Raw genomic sequence first — 18,441 nt, 5'->3', positions numbered from 1 at the left:
CTTGCTGAGTAAGCGATTCACACCAAATCAGAGATTTGGGTTCTCTGCTCATCGGAAAATTGACCTAATAGCCCCACTATAAGGTCAATTTATCTCCTTGCCTGATGTAAAATATTCATGGCAACCTTGGACCTGTTATTTATTTTCATGTGCCTAAATTAATAATTAGCACTTCATAGATATACTTTTATATCTTAAATTAGTTATAAATAATTCTAATTTACGAATTATTTGTGCTTGCAGCGTTTTTATACTCCGATGGATTTTTTCCATAATATTTTTTAAACAGTTTTGAAAAATAATTTATATCCCTATATCCAATTTTATATCCAACTTCATAAGTCTTTAACTGAGTATTGATAAATAGGTACCTAGCTCTTGCCATTTTCACCATTGTTATATAGTCATTAAACCTCATTCCAGTTTTTATAGCAAAGGTATTACTTAAGTACGTGTTGTTTATATAAAACTTTTTAGCTATTATCTTTAATTTTAGATCAGAATCAGAATGGCTCAATATATATTCACTAATATTGTTTATCAATTCATCGGAAGCTTCAAGATAAAATTTCTTTAAGAAAGTCAAAAGATAGGATATTTTCCCACAATAATACTCTGTAAAACCGTTAATATTTTCTTTATTAGCATAGTCTACGGTTTCAAAAAATTCAATATTAATATAGTTATTCAGCCAGTTATACTCTTCATATACTGCTTTAATAACATTATGATATATTTTTTTTATTATGATATCTGCCTTAATTATATTATCTGATGATACATTATAAATACTTTCTGCTGTCTTATTAAATAGTTCAATTGCATGATCTTCTTTTTTAATTAGAGAATTAATAATTTGCTTTTCGTCAGCTTCAGAATATACCCATTCAGAATCGACTCCTATTACTAAAAGCTTACTTATAAGTAATAGCGTATCTTTGCAAATGTTTCTTATATTTTCTATAAGTATAACTCCTTCATTATCAACTTGTGCCCCATAGTCTTCAATAAAAATTCTAGCATATCCATCTATCGCACAAACAGGATCTTTGATTTCATGAGAAATTGTGTGATTGGAGACTCCAAAATGATCATTGGTACTTTGAAGTTTTTTTACTTTTTTCTTAATATCTTCTATATTATTGTTTGATATGTTAAATGTATTAATGACTATCACCCCAATACTATTAATTGCTTAAAATTTGTAAATACACGTTATTTGATTTAAGAATTTTTCTATAATAAATAGGTCATAATAGCATTTAAACTTTTGATAAATATGATTTATATTATTCCTTTATTATATTCTACAAATTCATATCCATACTAATCTAATATGATTACTATGGATTAAGTATATACTAATTTTTTTTGTTAGTCAAAAGTTATTTAATCAAAGATTTGTTACTATAATTGAATTCCAATAAAAATATCAGCATTCTAGATATAATTATTGGAATTTAGCTACCTATAGACAAAAAAACTTTCACTTGCTTTATTAAGCAAGTAAAAGTTTTGCGTACATAATATGTTCATAAAAAATAATTTAAATTATTACATACAACTAATGCTATTGCTATTTAAAAATTATTCTTCTATAGGTTTCAAATTTTGTCCATTTACTTAAGAAGTTCCCTTCTGTTTCTTCGCTAATATCTTTATATTCACTTAAAAATCTTATAACATCCTCACTGGAATTAATCTTTGCTCCAAATCCCTTACCGTTAATAATTGGTACCCCTTGATATTTATACTCATCAATAGATTTTATACTTGCAATTTTCTCATCACGTATTTCAATAGCCGCCCAATCCTGAAGAGCTAATAAATCAAAGTTTTCTGGATACCCATAGCTTTCACCTTTTGTTGGAATTTTATCGCCAACCGTATAAACTTGCTCTTCTGAGTTGTATTTTATAATAGATGCACTTTGTGAATTATAATAAAATTCATCAAAAATATCTCCTCTGGCCTTTAAATTATTATATTCAAAAGAGAATTTACTATTATTATGAATATCTTCAACAACTCCACAAGCTGATGTCATATTAGTAATACGATCTATTAAAATAAGCTCTCCTAATGCTTTGTGATGATTAAACTTATCAACTACAACTTTTTCAGAAAGTGCGATATCGCATGCTGCTATTTCATTTTTCTTCAAAAGTCCAACTGGTAAATGTTCTCCAGTATTCACGTCGATTTTATATTTCAAATCTGTAACAATACCGGTTAACATCTTAGTTCCTAATTTTACAAAATATTCCTTGCCTGCTGTTAACTCAGAATCATCCATCCAAAGAATTGTTGCACTAAATGACTTATTAGCTGCAAGTTTTGTTTCTTTCGTAAGCACACATCCACGAGATACATCAACTTCTTTATTCAATTGTATAGTAACAGCTTGGCCTTTTGTTGCACTCTGTGACTCCTTATCTGTAATATGAATACTTTTTACTAACGCCTTCTCATTACTTGGAAGAGTTGTTATTTCATCTCCTACAGCAATAGTTCCTGATTCAATCTCACCTTGAAATCCTCTAAAGGTATGATTAGGTCTACATACTCTTTGAATTGGCATGTAGAAGCCTTCCTCTACTTCACTTTCAACATCAACATTCTCAAGATATGGTAAGAGTGCTTCTCCTGTATACCATGGAATATTTTGAGATTTTTCTGTAACGTTATCTCCTTCTGTAGCCGATACTGGAATAATATAAATATTTTCTAAAGAAAGTTCTTCTTTCAATTCTTTAATCTGTTCTTCAATTTCTAGAAATCTTTCATGGCTATATCCTACTAAGTCCATTTTGTTAACAGCAAACACCAAATGTTTTATGCCCATTAGTGAGCAAATCCTAGCATGTCTTCTTGTTTGAACAAGTACTCCCTGCTTTGCATCTACTAATATAATTGCAAGCTCTGCAAAAGATGCTCCAACTGCCATGTTTCTAGTATATTCTTCATGTCCTGGGGTATCAGCAACGATGAAACTTCTATTATCAGTTGTAAAATAACGATATGCAACATCTATTGTAATTCCCTGCTCACGTTCTGCCATCAAACCATCTAATAATAGAGAATAATCTATTGCTCCGCCTCTGCTTCCAACTTTACTATCCAGTTCTAAGGCCTTTTCCTGATCTGCATATAAAAGTTTTGCATCATATAAGATATGTCCTATAAGAGTAGATTTCCCGTCATCTACGCTACCACATGTTATAAACTTCAATAAACTCTTCATCTTAGAAATACCCCTCCCTTTTTCTTCTTTCCATACTGCCTGCTGCTTCGCTATCTATAACTCTAGTTGTTCTCTCAGAAGAAACAGCACTAAGGGTTTCCTCAATAATTTCATCTAAAGTGATTGCATCAGATTCAAAGCCTCCTGTTAACGGATAACAGCCCAGTGTTCTAAATCGTATCTTTTTATGTTCTATTTTCTCACCTGGTAATAGCTTTAACCTATCATCATCTACCATTATGATATTTCCATCACGTGAAATGCATGGTCTTTCTTTTGCAAAATATAAAGGGACAATATCGATATTTTCACGCTTTATATATTGCCAAATATCATTTTCAGTCCAATTTGAAATAGGAAAAACTCTCATACTTTCACCTTTATTTATTTTGGTGTTATAAAGTTTCCACATCTCCGGCCTCTGATTTTTAGGATCCCAAGCCTGTGCCTCATTACGGAAGGAAAATATTCTTTCCTTTGCACGTGATTTTTCTTCATCACGACGTCCGCCACCAAAAGCTGCTGTAAAACCATACTTTGTTAATCCTTGTTTTAAGGCTTGTGTCTTCATGATATCAGTATATGCTGAACCATGATCAAAAGGATTGATTCCTTGCTTTATGCCCTCTTCATTTGAATGGACAATCATCTCAATTCCTAATTCCTTTACTTTTCTATCACGAAATTCAATCATTTCTCTAAACTTCCATGTTGTATCAATATGCATGAATGGAAATGGTGGTTTTTCAGGATAAAATGCCTTCATTGCCAGGTGCAGCATAACTGAGCTATCCTTGCCAATTGAATATAACATTACTGGTTTTTCACATTCCGCTGCTACTTCTCTAATAATATAAATTGCTTCTGCTTCTAATTTATCAAGATGTGATAATTCACTCATAATTAATTCCTCCTATTCTTGCCTATACAAATTTAATATTGATTGGAATCTTTACGATTTATATTGATTGAATGCTCTGTTCCACTGCTTTCTTCAACCTTCCAATGTGCTGTATTCTCTTGAAGCTTAACTGTAAGCTTACTGCCTCTTCCTCCAATATCTGCTCCTAGATATAGTGAAATTGCACTTTTAGGGCATTCTTTTATGCAGGAGCTGCATCCCCAGCAATCTCTAGGATATTTAATATACGTTTTTCCGTCATCACCTAATTTAATAAGGCTTCCTGGGCAAACATATAGACATTTCTTACATCCAATGCATTTTTGTTTATCAATTGCTATGCTCATAAACTTCGCCTCTTCCTACTAAATCTCTATGCAAAATTATAAGTTCTCCATTTACAAGTTTTGAATTTACATATTTAAGCCATTCATCACTCTTCTCTGGATAATCCAAATTCTCTGCAAAACTATGCCATCTAGTTTCTTTTCTCGCTTTTAAATGGGCAATAACAGATTTACAAATTGTAAGTCTTTCTTTTAGCTCATATATAAACATCAATTCATGCATATCTTCTGCATGTAGACTGTCACTTAATTTTTCAATTTGTTCAATTTTCTCAATTGCCAGTTTTAGCTGCCTTTCGTTAAACTGATAATTGCTTCCAATTCCACCTGCATAGGTGTCCATTACCTTCTGCATAGCTTCTTCTAACTGTTCTACATTGAATATCTGATTTTCGAAGTTTAATACTTTCTCAACTTCTTCTTTCTTTATCCCTATAAGGAAATCTTCTTCTCTTCTTGATAAAGTATTATTATTCTCATCATTATTTATTGCTTCTACCACTGCTTTTGCTGCAATCTCGCCTTCTACTAATGCACCTGTAACATATTTTTGAGGACATCCGCCAGCCACATCTCCTGCTGCAAAAAGTCCATTTATTGTTGTTTCACGCTTAGTATCTACCCAGTATCCGCTCGCAGTATGCCCGCCTACTATGTATGGCTCAGTTCCTTCAATTTCTACATTTTGTTCGCTTGGATTTTTACCAGCCTCTATCCACTTAAGTGTCTGGCTAGGTGCCATATTTAAATATGCTTTCTTAAGTTCTTCATCTTGTGCTGAGGTAATACCTTCTGTTCTTAAATAACAAGGTCCTCTTCCCTCTTGATTTTCTTTTACTGTTCCATAAACTCTCTCTGATGTAGTAATACCATACTTTGTCTCATATACTTCACCTTTTGAATTAACCTGCTTTGCTCCAACTCCCTGCGCAATTGTACCTGTAGGCGCTATAGTATCTTTGCATCTTAATGCTATAAATCTCATCTCGAAAGTAGTCATTTCTGCACCTGCTTTTATTCCCATAGCATATCCTGCTCCAGTATTAAATGGAGGATACCACATTTTATGTCTCGAAAAGCCTGGATTATTTGGTTTATATAATCCTGCTGCTCCTCCTGTTGCACATATAACTTTTTTAGCTCTGATTTCATAAAGAATTTCTTCTTCAACACCAACTGCAAATGCTCCAAATATCTGGTTATCCTTTACGATATAATCAATTACATTAATCTTATTCATAACTGTAACGTTAGGAAGTTTTTGAACTGCATCTGCTAAAATAGGCTTTATGTTTTCTCCATTAATTTTTATATTTCTATTTCCTCTAGCTACATACTCACCATTTTCATCTTTTAAAATGACAAGTCCTAAATCCTCTAGCCTTTTTGTCACTTTATTCAACCCTTGTGACATAGTAAGTAGCAAATCTTCCCTCACGATATTATCTGCATCCTTTTTCGCATAGTCCACATAATCTTCTGGAGTTCTACCTTTTACTATATAGGCATTAATTGCATTCACCCCAGCTGCTAAGCAGCCACTTCTTTTAATATTAGCTTTTTCAATAATCAATACGGCTGCATCTGAATGCTCTCTTATAGTAATAGCTGCATAGCATCCAGCTGTACCTCCACCAATTATCAACACGTCTGTTTCTAATTGTTTTACTTCAACTTTCTTATTCATACATATCTCCTTTTTCTAAGGTCAATATTTATTAAATAAATACAGAATTATTATCTTTAATTGCTGAATTTTCAAGTGCATAGGCTCTATTTTCATCAAATACATATAAACGGTAAATCAATACCTTTACTTTTTCTCCCTTTTCAACAGGCGCTTCTTCTAGAGAACGCGTTGCTGTTAAAATAACATCTTTCACATTTATCCTTAGTTCTAGATAGCTTCCTCTAAAAGATATTTCCTCTACTGTTCCTTCTTCTACTGCACTGTTATATTGAATAAATTCACCTTTCTTAATTACGTTTATAAACTCTGGACGAATTACAGCTTTCTTGATGGCATTTAACCCTTCAAAACCTTTTAGCTTTTCATAATTTTCTACTACTACAGATTTCCCAATAAATTGTGCAACAAAAGGCGTTGATGGATTCTTGTATATCTCCAGCGGCGAACCTTTTTGCTCAATAACTCCATGATTTGAAATTATAATCTCATCAGCTACTTCAATAGCTTCATCCTGGTCATGAGTAACAAATATACTTGTAACACCGACCTTTTCAATCATTTCTTTAAGCCAGCTTCTAAGCTCTTGTCTAACTTTTGCATCAATAGCTGCAAATGGCTCATCGAGCAATAAAAGCTGTGGATTTGGCGCTAAAGCTCTTGCAAAAGCCACCCTCTGTCTCTGACCTCCCGAAAGCTGGCTAGGATATCTTTTTTCCATTCCCTCTAATCCAATTAATTTAATCAACTCTAATACTTTATCTTTAATTTCTGCTTTGCTCTTCTTTTGGACTTTAAGACCAAAAGCTATATTATCAAATACAGTCATATAACGAAATAAAGCATAATTTTGAAACACAAAGCCTATACCTCTTTTAGACGCTGGAATGTCATTTACACGAACACCATCAATGATAATGTCTCCTGAATCAGGCTGTTCAAGCCCCGCAATCATACGAAGAATTGTTGTCTTTCCACTTCCACTTGGCCCAAGCAGTCCTATTAATTTTCCTTTTTCAATTCCAAAATTCACATTGTCAGATGCTTTAAAATTGCCAAAGGTTTTGTTTATATCTTTTAATTCTACATACATTAATTTTCACCAGCCCTTTTTGCTTTATACTCCACGATATTTCTTATAATAAGAATGATTACAGCTAGAATCATTAAGATTGATGATACTGCAAAAGCATCTGTTGTTTTAAATTGGTTATATAATATTTCAATATGGAGAGGAAGTGTATTGGTTTTACCCCTTAAATGACCAGATATAACAGATACAGCTCCAAATTCCCCCATAGCTCTTGCTGTGCATAACACAACTCCATAGATTAATGCCCATTTAATATGAGGCAAAGTTATTTTTCTAAATATATTAAAACCACTTGCTCCCATAATCGCTGCTGCTTCCTCTTCATCAGTTCCTTGTGCATTTAATACCGGAATTATTTCTCTTGATACAAATGGAAAAGTAACAAAAATTGTTGCTAAAATAATTCCTGGAACTGCAAAAACTATTTTTATATCATAAGCCTGCAAAAAACTATTAGCCCAGCCAATTCTTCCAAAAGTTAAAATAAACACCAACCCAGCAATAACTGGAGATATGGCAAATGGAATATCAATTAATGTTGTTAAGAACTGCTTTCCACGAAACTTAAACTTTGTAATCGCCCACGCTGCAAATACTCCAAAAAAAGTGTTTACAGCAACTGCTGATACAGTAGCTAAAACAGTTAAATATAATGCCTTCAAGGTATACTCATCAAAGATAGCATCTTTATAAGCTTCAAATCCATCCTTCAATGCATTTAAAACTAATACAGCCAGAGGTATTATAAGCATTACTACGATAAATAGAATACTAATCGTAATCAATATTATTTTGGTCGCATTTGTTTTTTTATTTTCCTGTAAATCTCTATTACTCATAAATTCCCTCCTCTAGTTGTTTGTAACTCTAGCTACGCGTGACTGTATTACATTAATCAAGAATAAAATAATAAAAGCTACCACTAACATAACTAATGCAATTGCTGTTGCATCAGCATACTTATATTGTTCTAACTTTGTCATAATAAGAAGTGGTGCAATCTGAGTTTCATATGGAATATTTCCTGCGATAAATACCACACTGCCATATTCTCCAATGCCTCTTGCTAATGCTAATCCAAAACCAGTGAGCAAACTTGGAAATATCTCTGGAAAAATAACTTTAAAAAAAGTTGTTGCTCCACTCGCTCCAAGCATAGCTGCTGCTTCTTCATATTGTTTATCCATTTTTTCTAATACAGGCTGTATAGCCCTCACTACAAAAGGTATTCCTATAAAAATCATTGCAATAATTATCCCTGTTTTTGTATAGGCAATTTTAATACCAATTTTCGCAAACTCACTTCCTATCCACCCCTTATCAGAATATAAATATGCTAAAGATATACCAGCTACTGCTGTAGGAAGTGCAAATGGAAGTTCGATTAAACCATCTAAAATTTTCTTACCTGGAAATTCATATCTTACTAATACCCATGCTAAAATAACTCCAAATATGCTATTGACTAATGCCGCTATTACCGCACAAGAAAAACTCACCTCATATCCTGCTACTACATCTTTTGCAGATATTATCTTCAAAAATTCACTAAAACTGAGCCCTGAAGCGCAAATTACTATAGATGCCATTGGTATTAATACAATAAAACTTAATAAAGTAAGGGCTATTCCAATAGAAATGCCAAAGCCTGGAATTACTCTTTTACTTTGCTTAATTCTAGTCGCATTTTTCTTTTTCTCCATTAAAACAAATCCTTCCATCTATCTTTGTATCTATTATTTCTTAGTATATATTTGGTCAAATATAGCTCCATCGTTGAAGAAATCTTCATAGGCCTTATCCCATCCACCAAAGTCATCAATAGTTACTAGATTCATATTTAAATTAAATTTATCTGCATATTGATTTAATATTTCTTTATTTCTAGGTCTGTAGAAATTATCCGCTGCAATTTTTTGACCCTCATCAGAATATAAATAGTCTAAATATGCCTTAGAAACTTCTTCTGTTCCATCTTTCTTTGCATTCTCATCAACTACTGCAACAGATGGTTCTGCTAAAATACTAATACTTGGTGTAACAATTTCATATTTGTCAGGATTTTCTTTCATAGCTAAATAAGCATCATTTTCCCAAGCAACTAATACATCGCCTTGTCCATTCTGAACAAAAGTATTTGTAGCACCCCTAGCTCCTGAATCCAATACTATTACATTGCTATACAGCTCAGTCATAAATTCCTTAATCTTGTTTTCATCTCCATTATATTTATTCTTTGCATATGCCCATGCCGCAAGAAAATTCCAGCAAGCTCCACCTGATGATTTAGGATTCGGATTAATAATTTGAACTCCCGGCTTCACCAAATCATCCCAATCTTTAATATTTTTTTCATTTCCTTTACGAACTAGAAATACAATTGTAGATGTATATGGCGAACTATTTTGGTCAAAATTATTTATCCAGCCCTTATCAATTAATCCTGCCTGCTCAATTGCTGTGATATCATGAGCTAAAGCTAAAGTTACTACATCTGCGTCGTTTCCTTCAATTACAGAACGTGCCTGAGCACCAGATCCACCATGAGATTGTGTAATCTCAACATCTTGGCCAGTTTTTTCCTTCCAATACTTTTCAAACGCTGGATTATATGCTTCATAAAGTTCCCTTGTTGGATCATATGAAACATTTGTTATCTCTATAGTTTTACTACTACTTGGATCTGTTTTTTTACTGCTACCGCAGCCAGCTAATGCCCCAACTAAAAATACTATTGTCAATCCTAGTGCTACTATCTTTTTTTTGTTCATAAATATCTCCCCAATCTCTTATTTTTATATAGAGAAATCTATATTTTTTATTATTGCTTTTGCATCACCTATTATTCATATCAATTTGCTATGATATTATAGTATTGTCAATTCTATGAAATGTCAATTAAGGATATATAACATATGTATTTTGACATGGTTAAATATAAATAATTTCATGTATTAGTTGTTTAATTAATATTGTCTGCACTATAGAAAATCATGTTTTGTTATAAAAATGTAAAAAGGCCTAATACTTTATAGTACTAGGCCCTTTTACATTTTTATATAAGTTTTGTTATCCTATTTCTATACACACGAATATTTTTTACATTAGATTTCACTTACCTATTCAAAAAAGCCCTTAACAATAACCTCCCCATCTTCCATCATTTTTCTTCCTTTTGCAATAACCGTATCTATATCCAAAGAGTTTTCATCAACCATTACAAAATCTGCATCTTTTCCATACTCTATAGTTCCTTTATTCTCAAACTTTAATACTTTTGCTATATTCGAGGTAACTACTCTAATTGCATCTTCTATTGGAACCTTTTCTTCCTCAATTGCAAATTTAACCTCTCTATATAAAGTTGATACGGAGCAAACCTTATAACCGATTAACTTTCCTTTGTCATCAAATTCTGGCATACTTCCATTTCCATCTGAAGAAAAGGTTATGTGTTCTATAGGCAAATTTTTATCTATATATTTTTTCAAACCCTCACCAGCTCTAAGCTCTCCTTCACTTAGGTTCTTTAGATCGCAGCTCGTCGTCAAATCTATAAAACCACCCTTTTTTACATACTTTATCCCTTGTTCAAAAAGTTTTCCGTTTCTGTTAATATGAGTTGGCAGCAATTGTGTTGCAGGAATTTCTGTTTTATCAACTAAATCAAAAACATAATCTAATCCTCTATCTCCTTCTCCTAAATGAACATTAACAATTCCAGCTTTATTTGACAATAATCCTCCAACTCTACTTTGCGCAGCTAAATTAGCAAAACTTTCAAAACTAGGCTGAGAACTTCTATTATCTGAGAGAGCAATTTCTCCAACACCAATTACTTCTTCAATTAACATTATATCTTCCTTTATTGAACCAGTTACTGTTTTCACTGGTACATCATAAGAACCTGTAAAACAATACGCTGAAACTCCATCTTGTCTCAAAGCTTTTACTTTGGCTATTAATGCTTTCCTGCTTCTACATACTCCATCTGTTCCAATACAACCAACCACTGTTGTTATTCCAGCTTTAATCAAGCTTGATAAAGAAACTTCAGGCGTTCTTGTATTATATCCTGCCTCACCTCCAGCTCCTATAATATGAACATGGCAATCAATAAATCCCGGAAAAATCAACTTATTTTTCCCATCAATAATTTCAATATCAATTAATTCATTTTCAATATTTAATTCATCATATATTCCGCCAATCTTATCTCCAACTATTAGTATATCTTTTACTCCAAGATACTTTGGTGCGTATATTTTACCGCCTTTAATTATTGAAATCATATTCTCACCTATCCTTTTATTTAAAATACTATTAACTTCATATTTATTTTATCCTAATATTTAAGTTAATATAAAAAGAATTATACTTTTAAATTGTTTTAAAAGCATAATTCAATTCACAAAAAATTACTATTAATTTTTTAGTATATCCCTAATTTTATCGTTCACATATATAGAGTTTGGAAAATCAGTCATTAATTTATTTGCATAAACTTTACTCTTTTCCTTATCTATAGAATTACTTATCAATGCTAATTCATATAATGCTTCCTCAGTATAGACTCCTTTGGGATACTGTTTGTAATACTCCTCCAGTTGAGCTATTGCACTCTCATTATCCGATAAATTATATGAAGTACTTCCTCTATAAAATAAAATATGTTCTTTTATACTACTTCCTTCACAATATGTATATGCTTTATCAAATGAAACCTTAGCAGCTGAATAATTGCCTTGATTAAAACTGCTTAATCCATCTTCATAAAACTTTCCTATTCCTTTATCCCTTATTAAATGGACAGCTTTATTATAGACATCCATATCATCAGTACTTAATGACTCTTTTTCAACATTTCTTAATTGCTCATATAATCCATCAAAATCATTACCGGCAATTAATATATTTAATTTTTCTCTATCAAAATTTGTATCTGGCTCACTCTTTGCTGAATCTACAATATTTTGTTCATTTTGTGTATCTTTTTCGTTATTTTCTTCTAGCGCTATACTGGGTTTATCTTCTTGCACAATACCAAATGAGTTTCTATTTTTATATTTTGATATAAATAAATATCCTCCAACCGAAATTATTAAAATAAAAAATATCATTATCCCTATGATAATACTTTTGGGGAACCCTCCTGAGTTCATATCTATTCCATCGTCTTTTAATTCTTTTCCAATAATTTTTGCTGTAACTTCATTTTTATCAACACTCAATGCCTTATCCAAGTATTCCTTTGCTTTTATAAATTCGCCCTTCTTCTGATAACACATTGCAATTGCAATATTCACCTTAATTAAGTTAAAATCACTTTCTGCACATATTTTAAATAACTCTAAGGCTTTATCAACTTTAAATTGTTCCAGCGCTTCTTCTCCTCTTTTATATAGCTCTAATCTATTCTCATCAGTTATACTATCCTCTATATAACTCCTTGCAATATCATCATTATTTAAATCAGTATTTATTTTCCATACTGTAACTGCATCACTTAAATTACCCATTTGATACAGTAACAGTCCCTTAAAATTTAATACTAATGGATTATCTAACCCTTCTGATAATATTTCCTCACATAATTCTAATGCCTTATCTATTCTCCCCTGCTCATAATAATTCATAGCCTTATCATAAGTTTTTCTAGATTTTTTTTCCATAAATATATCCTTACCCCTGTTAATATTAAATATTACTTACTTTCTAGTATATTACATTACATATATACTTTACAATTAAATATTAAAATAAAAGGCCATCTTAAATAATTAAGATAACCTTTTATTTTAACATTTACATTATTCTTGTTCTATCATTATTTTCTTAGCATTTAGGATTGATGTAGCACTCATTGAGAATTCATCTAATCCATATTCAACTAATGTAGCGATAGCTGCTTCATCTCCAGCCATTTCTCCACACATTCCAACCCATTTACCATGCTTATGTGCTCCATCTATAGTCATTTTTATTAATCTAAGTACAGCTGGGTGCATTGGGTTGTAAAGGTATGAAACCTTCTCACTCATTCTATCAGCTGCTAATGTATATTGAATTAAATCGTTTGTCCCTATTGAGAAGAAATCAACATGTTTAGCTAATTCATCAGCATAAACTGCCGCTGCTGGAATTTCAACCATGATACCCCATTGAATACTTTCTGAGTATTCTTTACCTTCTGCCTTTAATTCTGCTTTACATTCTTCAACAACTTCTTTTGCTTGTTCAAACTCTTGTAATCCAGAAATCATTGGGAACATAACTGCAAGATTTCCAAATACTGAAGCTCTAAGTAAAGCTCTTAACTGAACCTTAAATATGTCTTTTCTATCTAAACAAAGTCTAATTGCTCTATAACCTAAAAATGGATTCATTTCTTGTGGTAATGGTAAGTATGGAAGTGTTTTATCTCCGCCTATATCTAAAGTTCTTATAACAACTTGATTACCTTCCATTTTCTCTAAAACAAATTTATAAGATTCAAATTGTTCTTCTTCTGTTGGAGCACTGTCTCTATCCATATATAAGAATTCTGTTCTAAATAATCCTACACCGTCTCCACCATTTGCTAAAACTCCAAGAACATCTTCTGGTTTACCAATGTTACCACAAACTTCAATTCTTCTACCAGACTTTGTAGTTGTCTTAACATTTATTAATTTCTTTAATTCTTCTTGTTCTGCTTGGAATTTTTCTTTTTTAGTTTTATATTCTGCTAAAACTTCATCTGAAGGATTTATTATTACGTCTCCTGTTAACCCGTCAACTATAACTGTATCCCCTGTTTTTATAGAAGTTGTTATATCTCCTAATCCAAGTACAGCTGGAATTTCCAATGTTCTAGCCATTATAGCAGCATGTGAAGTTCTTCCACCTATGTCTGTTATAAATCCTACAACCTTAGTTCTATCTAATCCTGCAGTATCAGATGGTGTTAAATCGTGTGCTACAACTATTGTATTACTTTCAGTAATTGCAAAAGCATCTCCACCTTTACCTGCAAAGTTTGAAAGAATTCTCTTAGATACATCTTTAATATCTGCAGCTCTTTCTCTCATATATTCATTATCCATAGATTCAAATATAGCAACGAAAGTGTTTGTAACGCTTTCAATAGCTTTTAATCCGTTTACATTATTGTTTTCAATTTCAGTCATCATTGCTCCAGTAAACTCTGGATCATCTAATAGTGTTATATGTGCTTCAAACACAGCTGCCTTTTCCGCACCCATTTCTTTTTCTGCCTTAACCTTAATAGCTTCTAATTGATCTCTAGAACCGTCTAGTGCCTTTTGCATTTTTTCTTTTTCTGCACTTATATCACTAATTTTAACATCACTAATAACGATTTCTTCACTTTCTTGCAAAAATGCCTTTCCTATTGCATAACCTTTAGAAGCAGCAATACCTTTTTTCATAATATGGAACTCCTCCTTGATTGTAAATTTTATTATAAAATGATATTATTTACATTTTACTATGTTTATTATCATATTTTTAGTATTAACCTTTTATATTATAACATAATTAGTGAAAAATTTAACGTATTAAAATTATTTTTTTATGATTTTTACTAAAAAAATATAACCATATTTATTTTTCATCTGTTTTTCCCATTTTTTTAGCTTAAAGATCATCGACTAAACTTGCAACTTTTGCGTATGCAGTAGATCTTGCTTCAAAGAAATCTGTTTTAACAGAGTTTGCATTCGATGAAGCATCTACCCATAGAGCTGGATTCTCATTATATCCATCAAACAAAGGCTCTAAATTTATTTCTTTTAATCTCTTATTACCTAAATATTTTATATAATTTTCAATTGTTTTTTTATTTATTCCTCGTATAGCATCACCTATAACATAATGTCCCCATAATATTTCTTGCTCCACCCCAATTTTCATCATTTGTCTTAATTCATTTTTCATTTCCTGTGTAAATAATTCTGGGTTTTCACCTTGTAATTCCTTTATGATATTTCTAAACAACCAAAGATGGGTATTTTCATCCCTATTTATATATCTAATTTCCTGAGCTGACCCTGGCATCTTACCATTTCGCTCTAAGTTATAAAAGAACATAAAACCAGAATAAAAATAAATACCCTCCAAAATATAATTAGCCATCAATGATTTTAAAAAATTATGCTCTGTTGGATTATTTATAAATTCATTGTACAAATCTCCTATGAATCTGTTTCTGTTTAATAGCACTTTATCGTCCTTCCACTGATAAAGTATTTCATTTCTTTTTTCAGGAGCACATATGCTGTCAAGCATATAGCTATAGCTCTGTGAATGTACTGCTTCTTGAAAACTTTGTATTGTTAAACAAAGATTTATTTCACTTGCAGTAATGTAATTATTTATATTACTTAAATTCGCTGTTTGAATAGAATCTAAAAATATTAAGAAAGATAATATCTTATCATATGCAGTTCTCTCTTCGTCCAATAAATTTTTATAATCCTTTATATCCTGTGAAAGATTAACTTCTTCTGGTATCCAGAAATTATTCATTCCTTGTCTATACCAATCAGCTGCCCAGGTGTACTTCATATTATTAAAATCATTTAAATTTGTAGTATTTCCATTTATAAGTCTTTTTTTGCCGATTTCTCTATCCCCTAGTTCATTAAACAATGGTTTTTTATTTATACTCATATAGTTTCTCCTATTCTATATTTATTCAAAGAACTTATCTAATACGCTTATACTTTTTATAATTCTTAAATAAATCTGACTCGCATTCGCTCGCTGAGCAAGTTCGAGTTGCCAAATATAAAATTTGGACTCTATAAAGGAAACTCGACTCACATTTGCTCGCTGAGTAAGTTCGAGTTGCCAAATATAAAATTTGGACTCTCACTTATCACTTAGGCTGAACAAGTTTCACATTCTGTTACTTCAAGAGATTTTGATCTTACATAATAGATTGACTTAACGCCACTTTTGCAGGCCTCTATATATAAATTCATAATCTGTCTCATTGTATAATTACTTGTTATATATAAATTGAAGGATTGACCTTGATCTATATGCCTTTGACGTATTCCATTTATTTTAACTGACCATGTCTGTTCTATATTATATGCTGAATTATAGTACCAATAGTTATCTTCTGAAAGATTTGGCGCTGTTTTAGGAATTATGCTTCCTTTTTTCTCTTCTAAATAGAATCTGGCCATAATTGGATCTATTCCTTCTGATGTTCCTGCAATAGTTGCCGTTGATCCATTTGGTGCAACAGCAATTAAATAACCATTTCTTATGCCAAATTTTTTAACATCAGCTTTTAATTCATTCCATTTATCATCATTGTAGTTTCTAAGTTCAAAATAATCACCATTCTCCCAATCAGAACCTTCAAATACCTTATAGGCTCCCTTTTCCTTTGCTATTTTCATACTGGATTTTATTGCGTAATAATTAATTCTTTCATAAACTTGATCTACAAACTTTTTATGTTTTTCCTCTGTCCAATGTATCCTATTATTAACAAGCATATGATGATATCCGCTTGTTCCAAGACCTATAGCTCTATATTTCTTATTTGTAATTTCAGCAAAAGGAACTGAATAATAATTTAAATCAATAACATTATCCATTGCTCTTATCTGAGTTTCTATAACAAACTCCATCTCCTCATCGTTTAGTACATCAACATTACCGAGCACAATTGAAGAAAGATTGCATACAACAAAATCTCCAGGTATTATTTTCTCAACTACACTATATTCATCTTTTTCACTTAATATTTCACTTTTCTGTATTTGAGCTGGGCTCATATTTTGCATTATTTCAGAACACAGATTTGAAGAATATATCATGCCTTTATGTTTGTTAGGATTCATCCTATTTGCAGTGTCTCTATAAAAAGCAAATGGTGTTCCTGTTTCGGCAGCACTTTTTATTATTAGTCTTACTAGATCTTTTACTGATATTACTCTTTTTTCTATTCTATTATCATTTACACACTCATAATATTTCTCTTCCCACTCTGAGCCATAAAAATCTTCTAATGCATATCCTTTAACATTCTTAATTTCATGCGGACACATCATATACCAATCAGCATCTATATTATTTTCAGCAAGTCTCCAAAATAGATCTGGATAACATATACCTGGAAATACATCATGTGCTTTCTTTCTATCGTCTCCATTATTAGTTCTTATCTGAAGAAATTCTGGAATATCCTTATGCCATGCATCAAGCCATATGGCAACAGAGCCATTTCTAACTCCTAATTGATCTACAGCTATTGCCGTATCATTAAATAATTTCACCCATGGTATTATTCCTCCTGATGCTCCTTTGAATCCTCTAATTGGAGAGCCTAACGCTCTAATCTTTCCCATATAGATTCCCATTCCTCCACCAAACTTAGATACCTTTGCAAAGTTATCAAGAGATTTATATATGCCTTCTAAACTATCCTCTACAGAATCTATAAAACATGAACTTAATTGATAGAATGGTTTTCTTGCATTAGACATTGTTGGTGTTGCCATAGTTGCTTTAAGTAAACTCAACACATTATAAAACCTTTTTGCCCAATATACTCTATTTTCTTGCTCTTCTGGAATTGCAAGATGCATTGCTATCCCCATAAACATTTGCTGAGGGAGCTCTATAGGATTTCTATCATAATCTTGAATTAAATATCTCTTTGCCAAAAGACTTATTCCACTATAGTTAAACAAAACGTCTCTGTCCGGCTTAATTTCTTTTTCTAATTCTAAAATCTCAGCTTTAGAGTAATTCTCTAAAATATATTTTCCATAAAGCCCTTCATTCGTTAATTTCTTAATAAATTCATAGAAATTATTATATAATTCACTCTCATTAGCTAATTTTCTGGTACTTTTAACTCTTTCATAAAGAGTGTGAGTATACACTCTACTTGCTGCATACTGCCAGTCAGGCTCCATATCTGTAGTTAATTCCAATGAAACTTGAACTAATGCATCTCTTATTTCGTTAGTACTCATTTCCTCTTTTATAATATCACTTAAAGCTGTCATTAACCTCTTCTCAGTATAGATTCCATCCCTGTCTTCAATTTTACTTATAGCATCCTTACACAATTGTTCTAATGCCGACATTTTTCATTCCTCCACCACATATTGTATCCTTTGCATATAAAGCAAACCTTAT

Annotated in this window: 14 protein-coding genes; all 14 read right to left on the bottom strand. The window is 31.6% G+C overall.

The features are described 5' to 3' along the window. Positions 1–220: 220 nt before the first annotated feature. The 14 genes from CLOBL_RS17935 to CLOBL_RS17870 all read right to left on the bottom strand — a co-directional run bounded on the left by CLOBL_RS17935 (position 221) and on the right by CLOBL_RS17870 (position 18,389). Complete coding sequence (locus CLOBL_RS17935) at positions 221–1,177, bottom strand: helix-turn-helix domain-containing protein (RefSeq protein WP_242953871.1); 957 nt, start codon at positions 1,175–1,177, stop codon at positions 221–223. A 399-nt stretch (positions 1,178–1,576) separates the two neighbouring features. After that, on the bottom strand, positions 1,577–3,244 hold the full coding sequence (locus tag CLOBL_RS17930) for a GTP-binding protein (RefSeq protein ID WP_077860274.1): 1,668 nt from the start codon (positions 3,242–3,244) through the stop codon (positions 1,577–1,579). A 1-nt stretch (position 3,245) separates the two neighbouring features. Then, complete coding sequence (gene cysD, locus CLOBL_RS17925) at positions 3,246–4,145, bottom strand: sulfate adenylyltransferase subunit CysD (protein ID WP_077860273.1); 900 nt, start codon at positions 4,143–4,145, stop codon at positions 3,246–3,248. A 32-nt stretch (positions 4,146–4,177) separates the two neighbouring features. Then, complete coding sequence (locus tag CLOBL_RS17920; protein ID WP_077860272.1) at positions 4,178–4,492, bottom strand: ferredoxin family protein; 315 nt, start codon at positions 4,490–4,492, stop codon at positions 4,178–4,180. Further along, a complete protein-coding gene (locus CLOBL_RS17915) occupies positions 4,476–6,179 on the bottom strand; it encodes an adenylyl-sulfate reductase subunit alpha (RefSeq protein WP_077860271.1) in 1,704 nt (567 codons plus the stop codon). The genes CLOBL_RS17920 and CLOBL_RS17915 overlap by 17 nt, the downstream gene beginning before the upstream one ends. A gap of 31 nt (positions 6,180–6,210) precedes the next feature. Further along, positions 6,211–7,272 (bottom strand): sulfate ABC transporter ATP-binding protein, encoded by a 1,062-nt coding sequence (gene cysA / locus CLOBL_RS17910; protein ID WP_077860270.1) that lies wholly within the window; start codon positions 7,270–7,272, stop codon positions 6,211–6,213. Beyond that, a complete protein-coding gene (cysW, locus tag CLOBL_RS17905) occupies positions 7,272–8,111 on the bottom strand; it encodes a sulfate ABC transporter permease subunit CysW (protein ID WP_077860269.1) in 840 nt (279 codons plus the stop codon). The genes cysA and cysW overlap by 1 nt, the downstream gene beginning before the upstream one ends. A 12-nt stretch (positions 8,112–8,123) precedes the next feature. After that, positions 8,124–8,975: a sulfate ABC transporter permease subunit CysT gene (cysT, locus tag CLOBL_RS17900; protein WP_077860268.1), complete on the bottom strand. Its 852-nt coding sequence runs from the start codon at positions 8,973–8,975 to the stop codon at positions 8,124–8,126. 33 nt (positions 8,976–9,008) lie between these two features. Further along, the gene (locus CLOBL_RS17895) at positions 9,009–10,043 is read right to left on the bottom strand and encodes a sulfate ABC transporter substrate-binding protein (RefSeq protein WP_077860267.1); all 1,035 of its coding nucleotides are present in this window, start codon (positions 10,041–10,043) and stop codon (positions 9,009–9,011) included. A 348-nt stretch (positions 10,044–10,391) separates the two neighbouring features. Continuing rightward, positions 10,392–11,564, bottom strand: coding sequence for a beta-aspartyl-peptidase (gene iadA, locus CLOBL_RS17890; RefSeq protein WP_077860266.1), 1,173 nt, complete (start codon positions 11,562–11,564; stop codon positions 10,392–10,394). Positions 11,565–11,696: 132 nt separating this feature from the next. Continuing rightward, positions 11,697–12,944: a tetratricopeptide repeat protein gene (locus CLOBL_RS17885; protein WP_077860265.1), complete on the bottom strand. Its 1,248-nt coding sequence runs from the start codon at positions 12,942–12,944 to the stop codon at positions 11,697–11,699. 138 nt (positions 12,945–13,082) lie between these two features. Continuing rightward, on the bottom strand, positions 13,083–14,702 hold the full coding sequence (gene ptsP / locus CLOBL_RS17880) for a phosphoenolpyruvate--protein phosphotransferase (protein ID WP_077860264.1): 1,620 nt from the start codon (positions 14,700–14,702) through the stop codon (positions 13,083–13,085). 208 nt (positions 14,703–14,910) lie between these two features. Further along, entirely contained in the window at positions 14,911–15,945 is a 1,035-nt protein-coding gene (locus CLOBL_RS17875) for a ribonucleotide-diphosphate reductase subunit beta (RefSeq protein WP_077860263.1), read from the bottom strand. 212 nt (positions 15,946–16,157) lie between these two features. Further along, positions 16,158–18,389: a ribonucleoside-diphosphate reductase subunit alpha gene (locus tag CLOBL_RS17870; protein WP_077860262.1), complete on the bottom strand. Its 2,232-nt coding sequence runs from the start codon at positions 18,387–18,389 to the stop codon at positions 16,158–16,160. Positions 18,390–18,441 lie beyond the last annotated feature (52 nt).

Origin of the sequence: Clostridium sp. BL-8 (genome assembly GCF_002006495.1) — a bacterium.
Classification (GTDB): Bacteria; Bacillota; Clostridia; order Clostridiales; family Clostridiaceae; genus Clostridium.
This window is presented reverse-complemented; position numbering and strand designations above follow the sequence as displayed.

Bases quoted from the DNA above. Each gene is read 5' to 3' on its own strand.
- CLOBL_RS17930 (WP_077860274.1), bottom strand. From the start codon at position 3,244: ATGAAGAGTTTATTGAAGTTTATAACATGTGGTAGCGTAGATGACGGG.
- cysD (WP_077860273.1), bottom strand. From the start codon at position 4,145: ATGAGTGAATTATCACATCTTGATAAATTAGAAGCAGAAGCAATTTAT.
- CLOBL_RS17920 (WP_077860272.1), bottom strand. From the start codon at position 4,492: ATGAGCATAGCAATTGATAAACAAAAATGCATTGGATGTAAGAAATGT.
- CLOBL_RS17915 (WP_077860271.1), bottom strand. From the start codon at position 6,179: ATGAATAAGAAAGTTGAAGTAAAACAATTAGAAACAGACGTGTTGATA.
- cysA (WP_077860270.1), bottom strand. From the start codon at position 7,272: ATGTATGTAGAATTAAAAGATATAAACAAAACCTTTGGCAATTTTAAA.
- cysW (WP_077860269.1), bottom strand. From the start codon at position 8,111: ATGAGTAATAGAGATTTACAGGAAAATAAAAAAACAAATGCGACCAAA.
- cysT (WP_077860268.1), bottom strand. From the start codon at position 8,975: ATGGAGAAAAAGAAAAATGCGACTAGAATTAAGCAAAGTAAAAGAGTA.
- CLOBL_RS17895 (WP_077860267.1), bottom strand. From the start codon at position 10,043: ATGAACAAAAAAAAGATAGTAGCACTAGGATTGACAATAGTATTTTTA.
- iadA (WP_077860266.1), bottom strand. From the start codon at position 11,564: ATGATTTCAATAATTAAAGGCGGTAAAATATACGCACCAAAGTATCTT.
- CLOBL_RS17885 (WP_077860265.1), bottom strand. From the start codon at position 12,944: ATGGAAAAAAAATCTAGAAAAACTTATGATAAGGCTATGAATTATTAT.
- ptsP (WP_077860264.1), bottom strand. From the start codon at position 14,702: ATGAAAAAAGGTATTGCTGCTTCTAAAGGTTATGCAATAGGAAAGGCA.
- CLOBL_RS17875 (WP_077860263.1), bottom strand. From the start codon at position 15,945: ATGAGTATAAATAAAAAACCATTGTTTAATGAACTAGGGGATAGAGAA.
- CLOBL_RS17870 (WP_077860262.1), bottom strand. From the start codon at position 18,389: ATGTCGGCATTAGAACAATTGTGTAAGGATGCTATAAGTAAAATTGAA.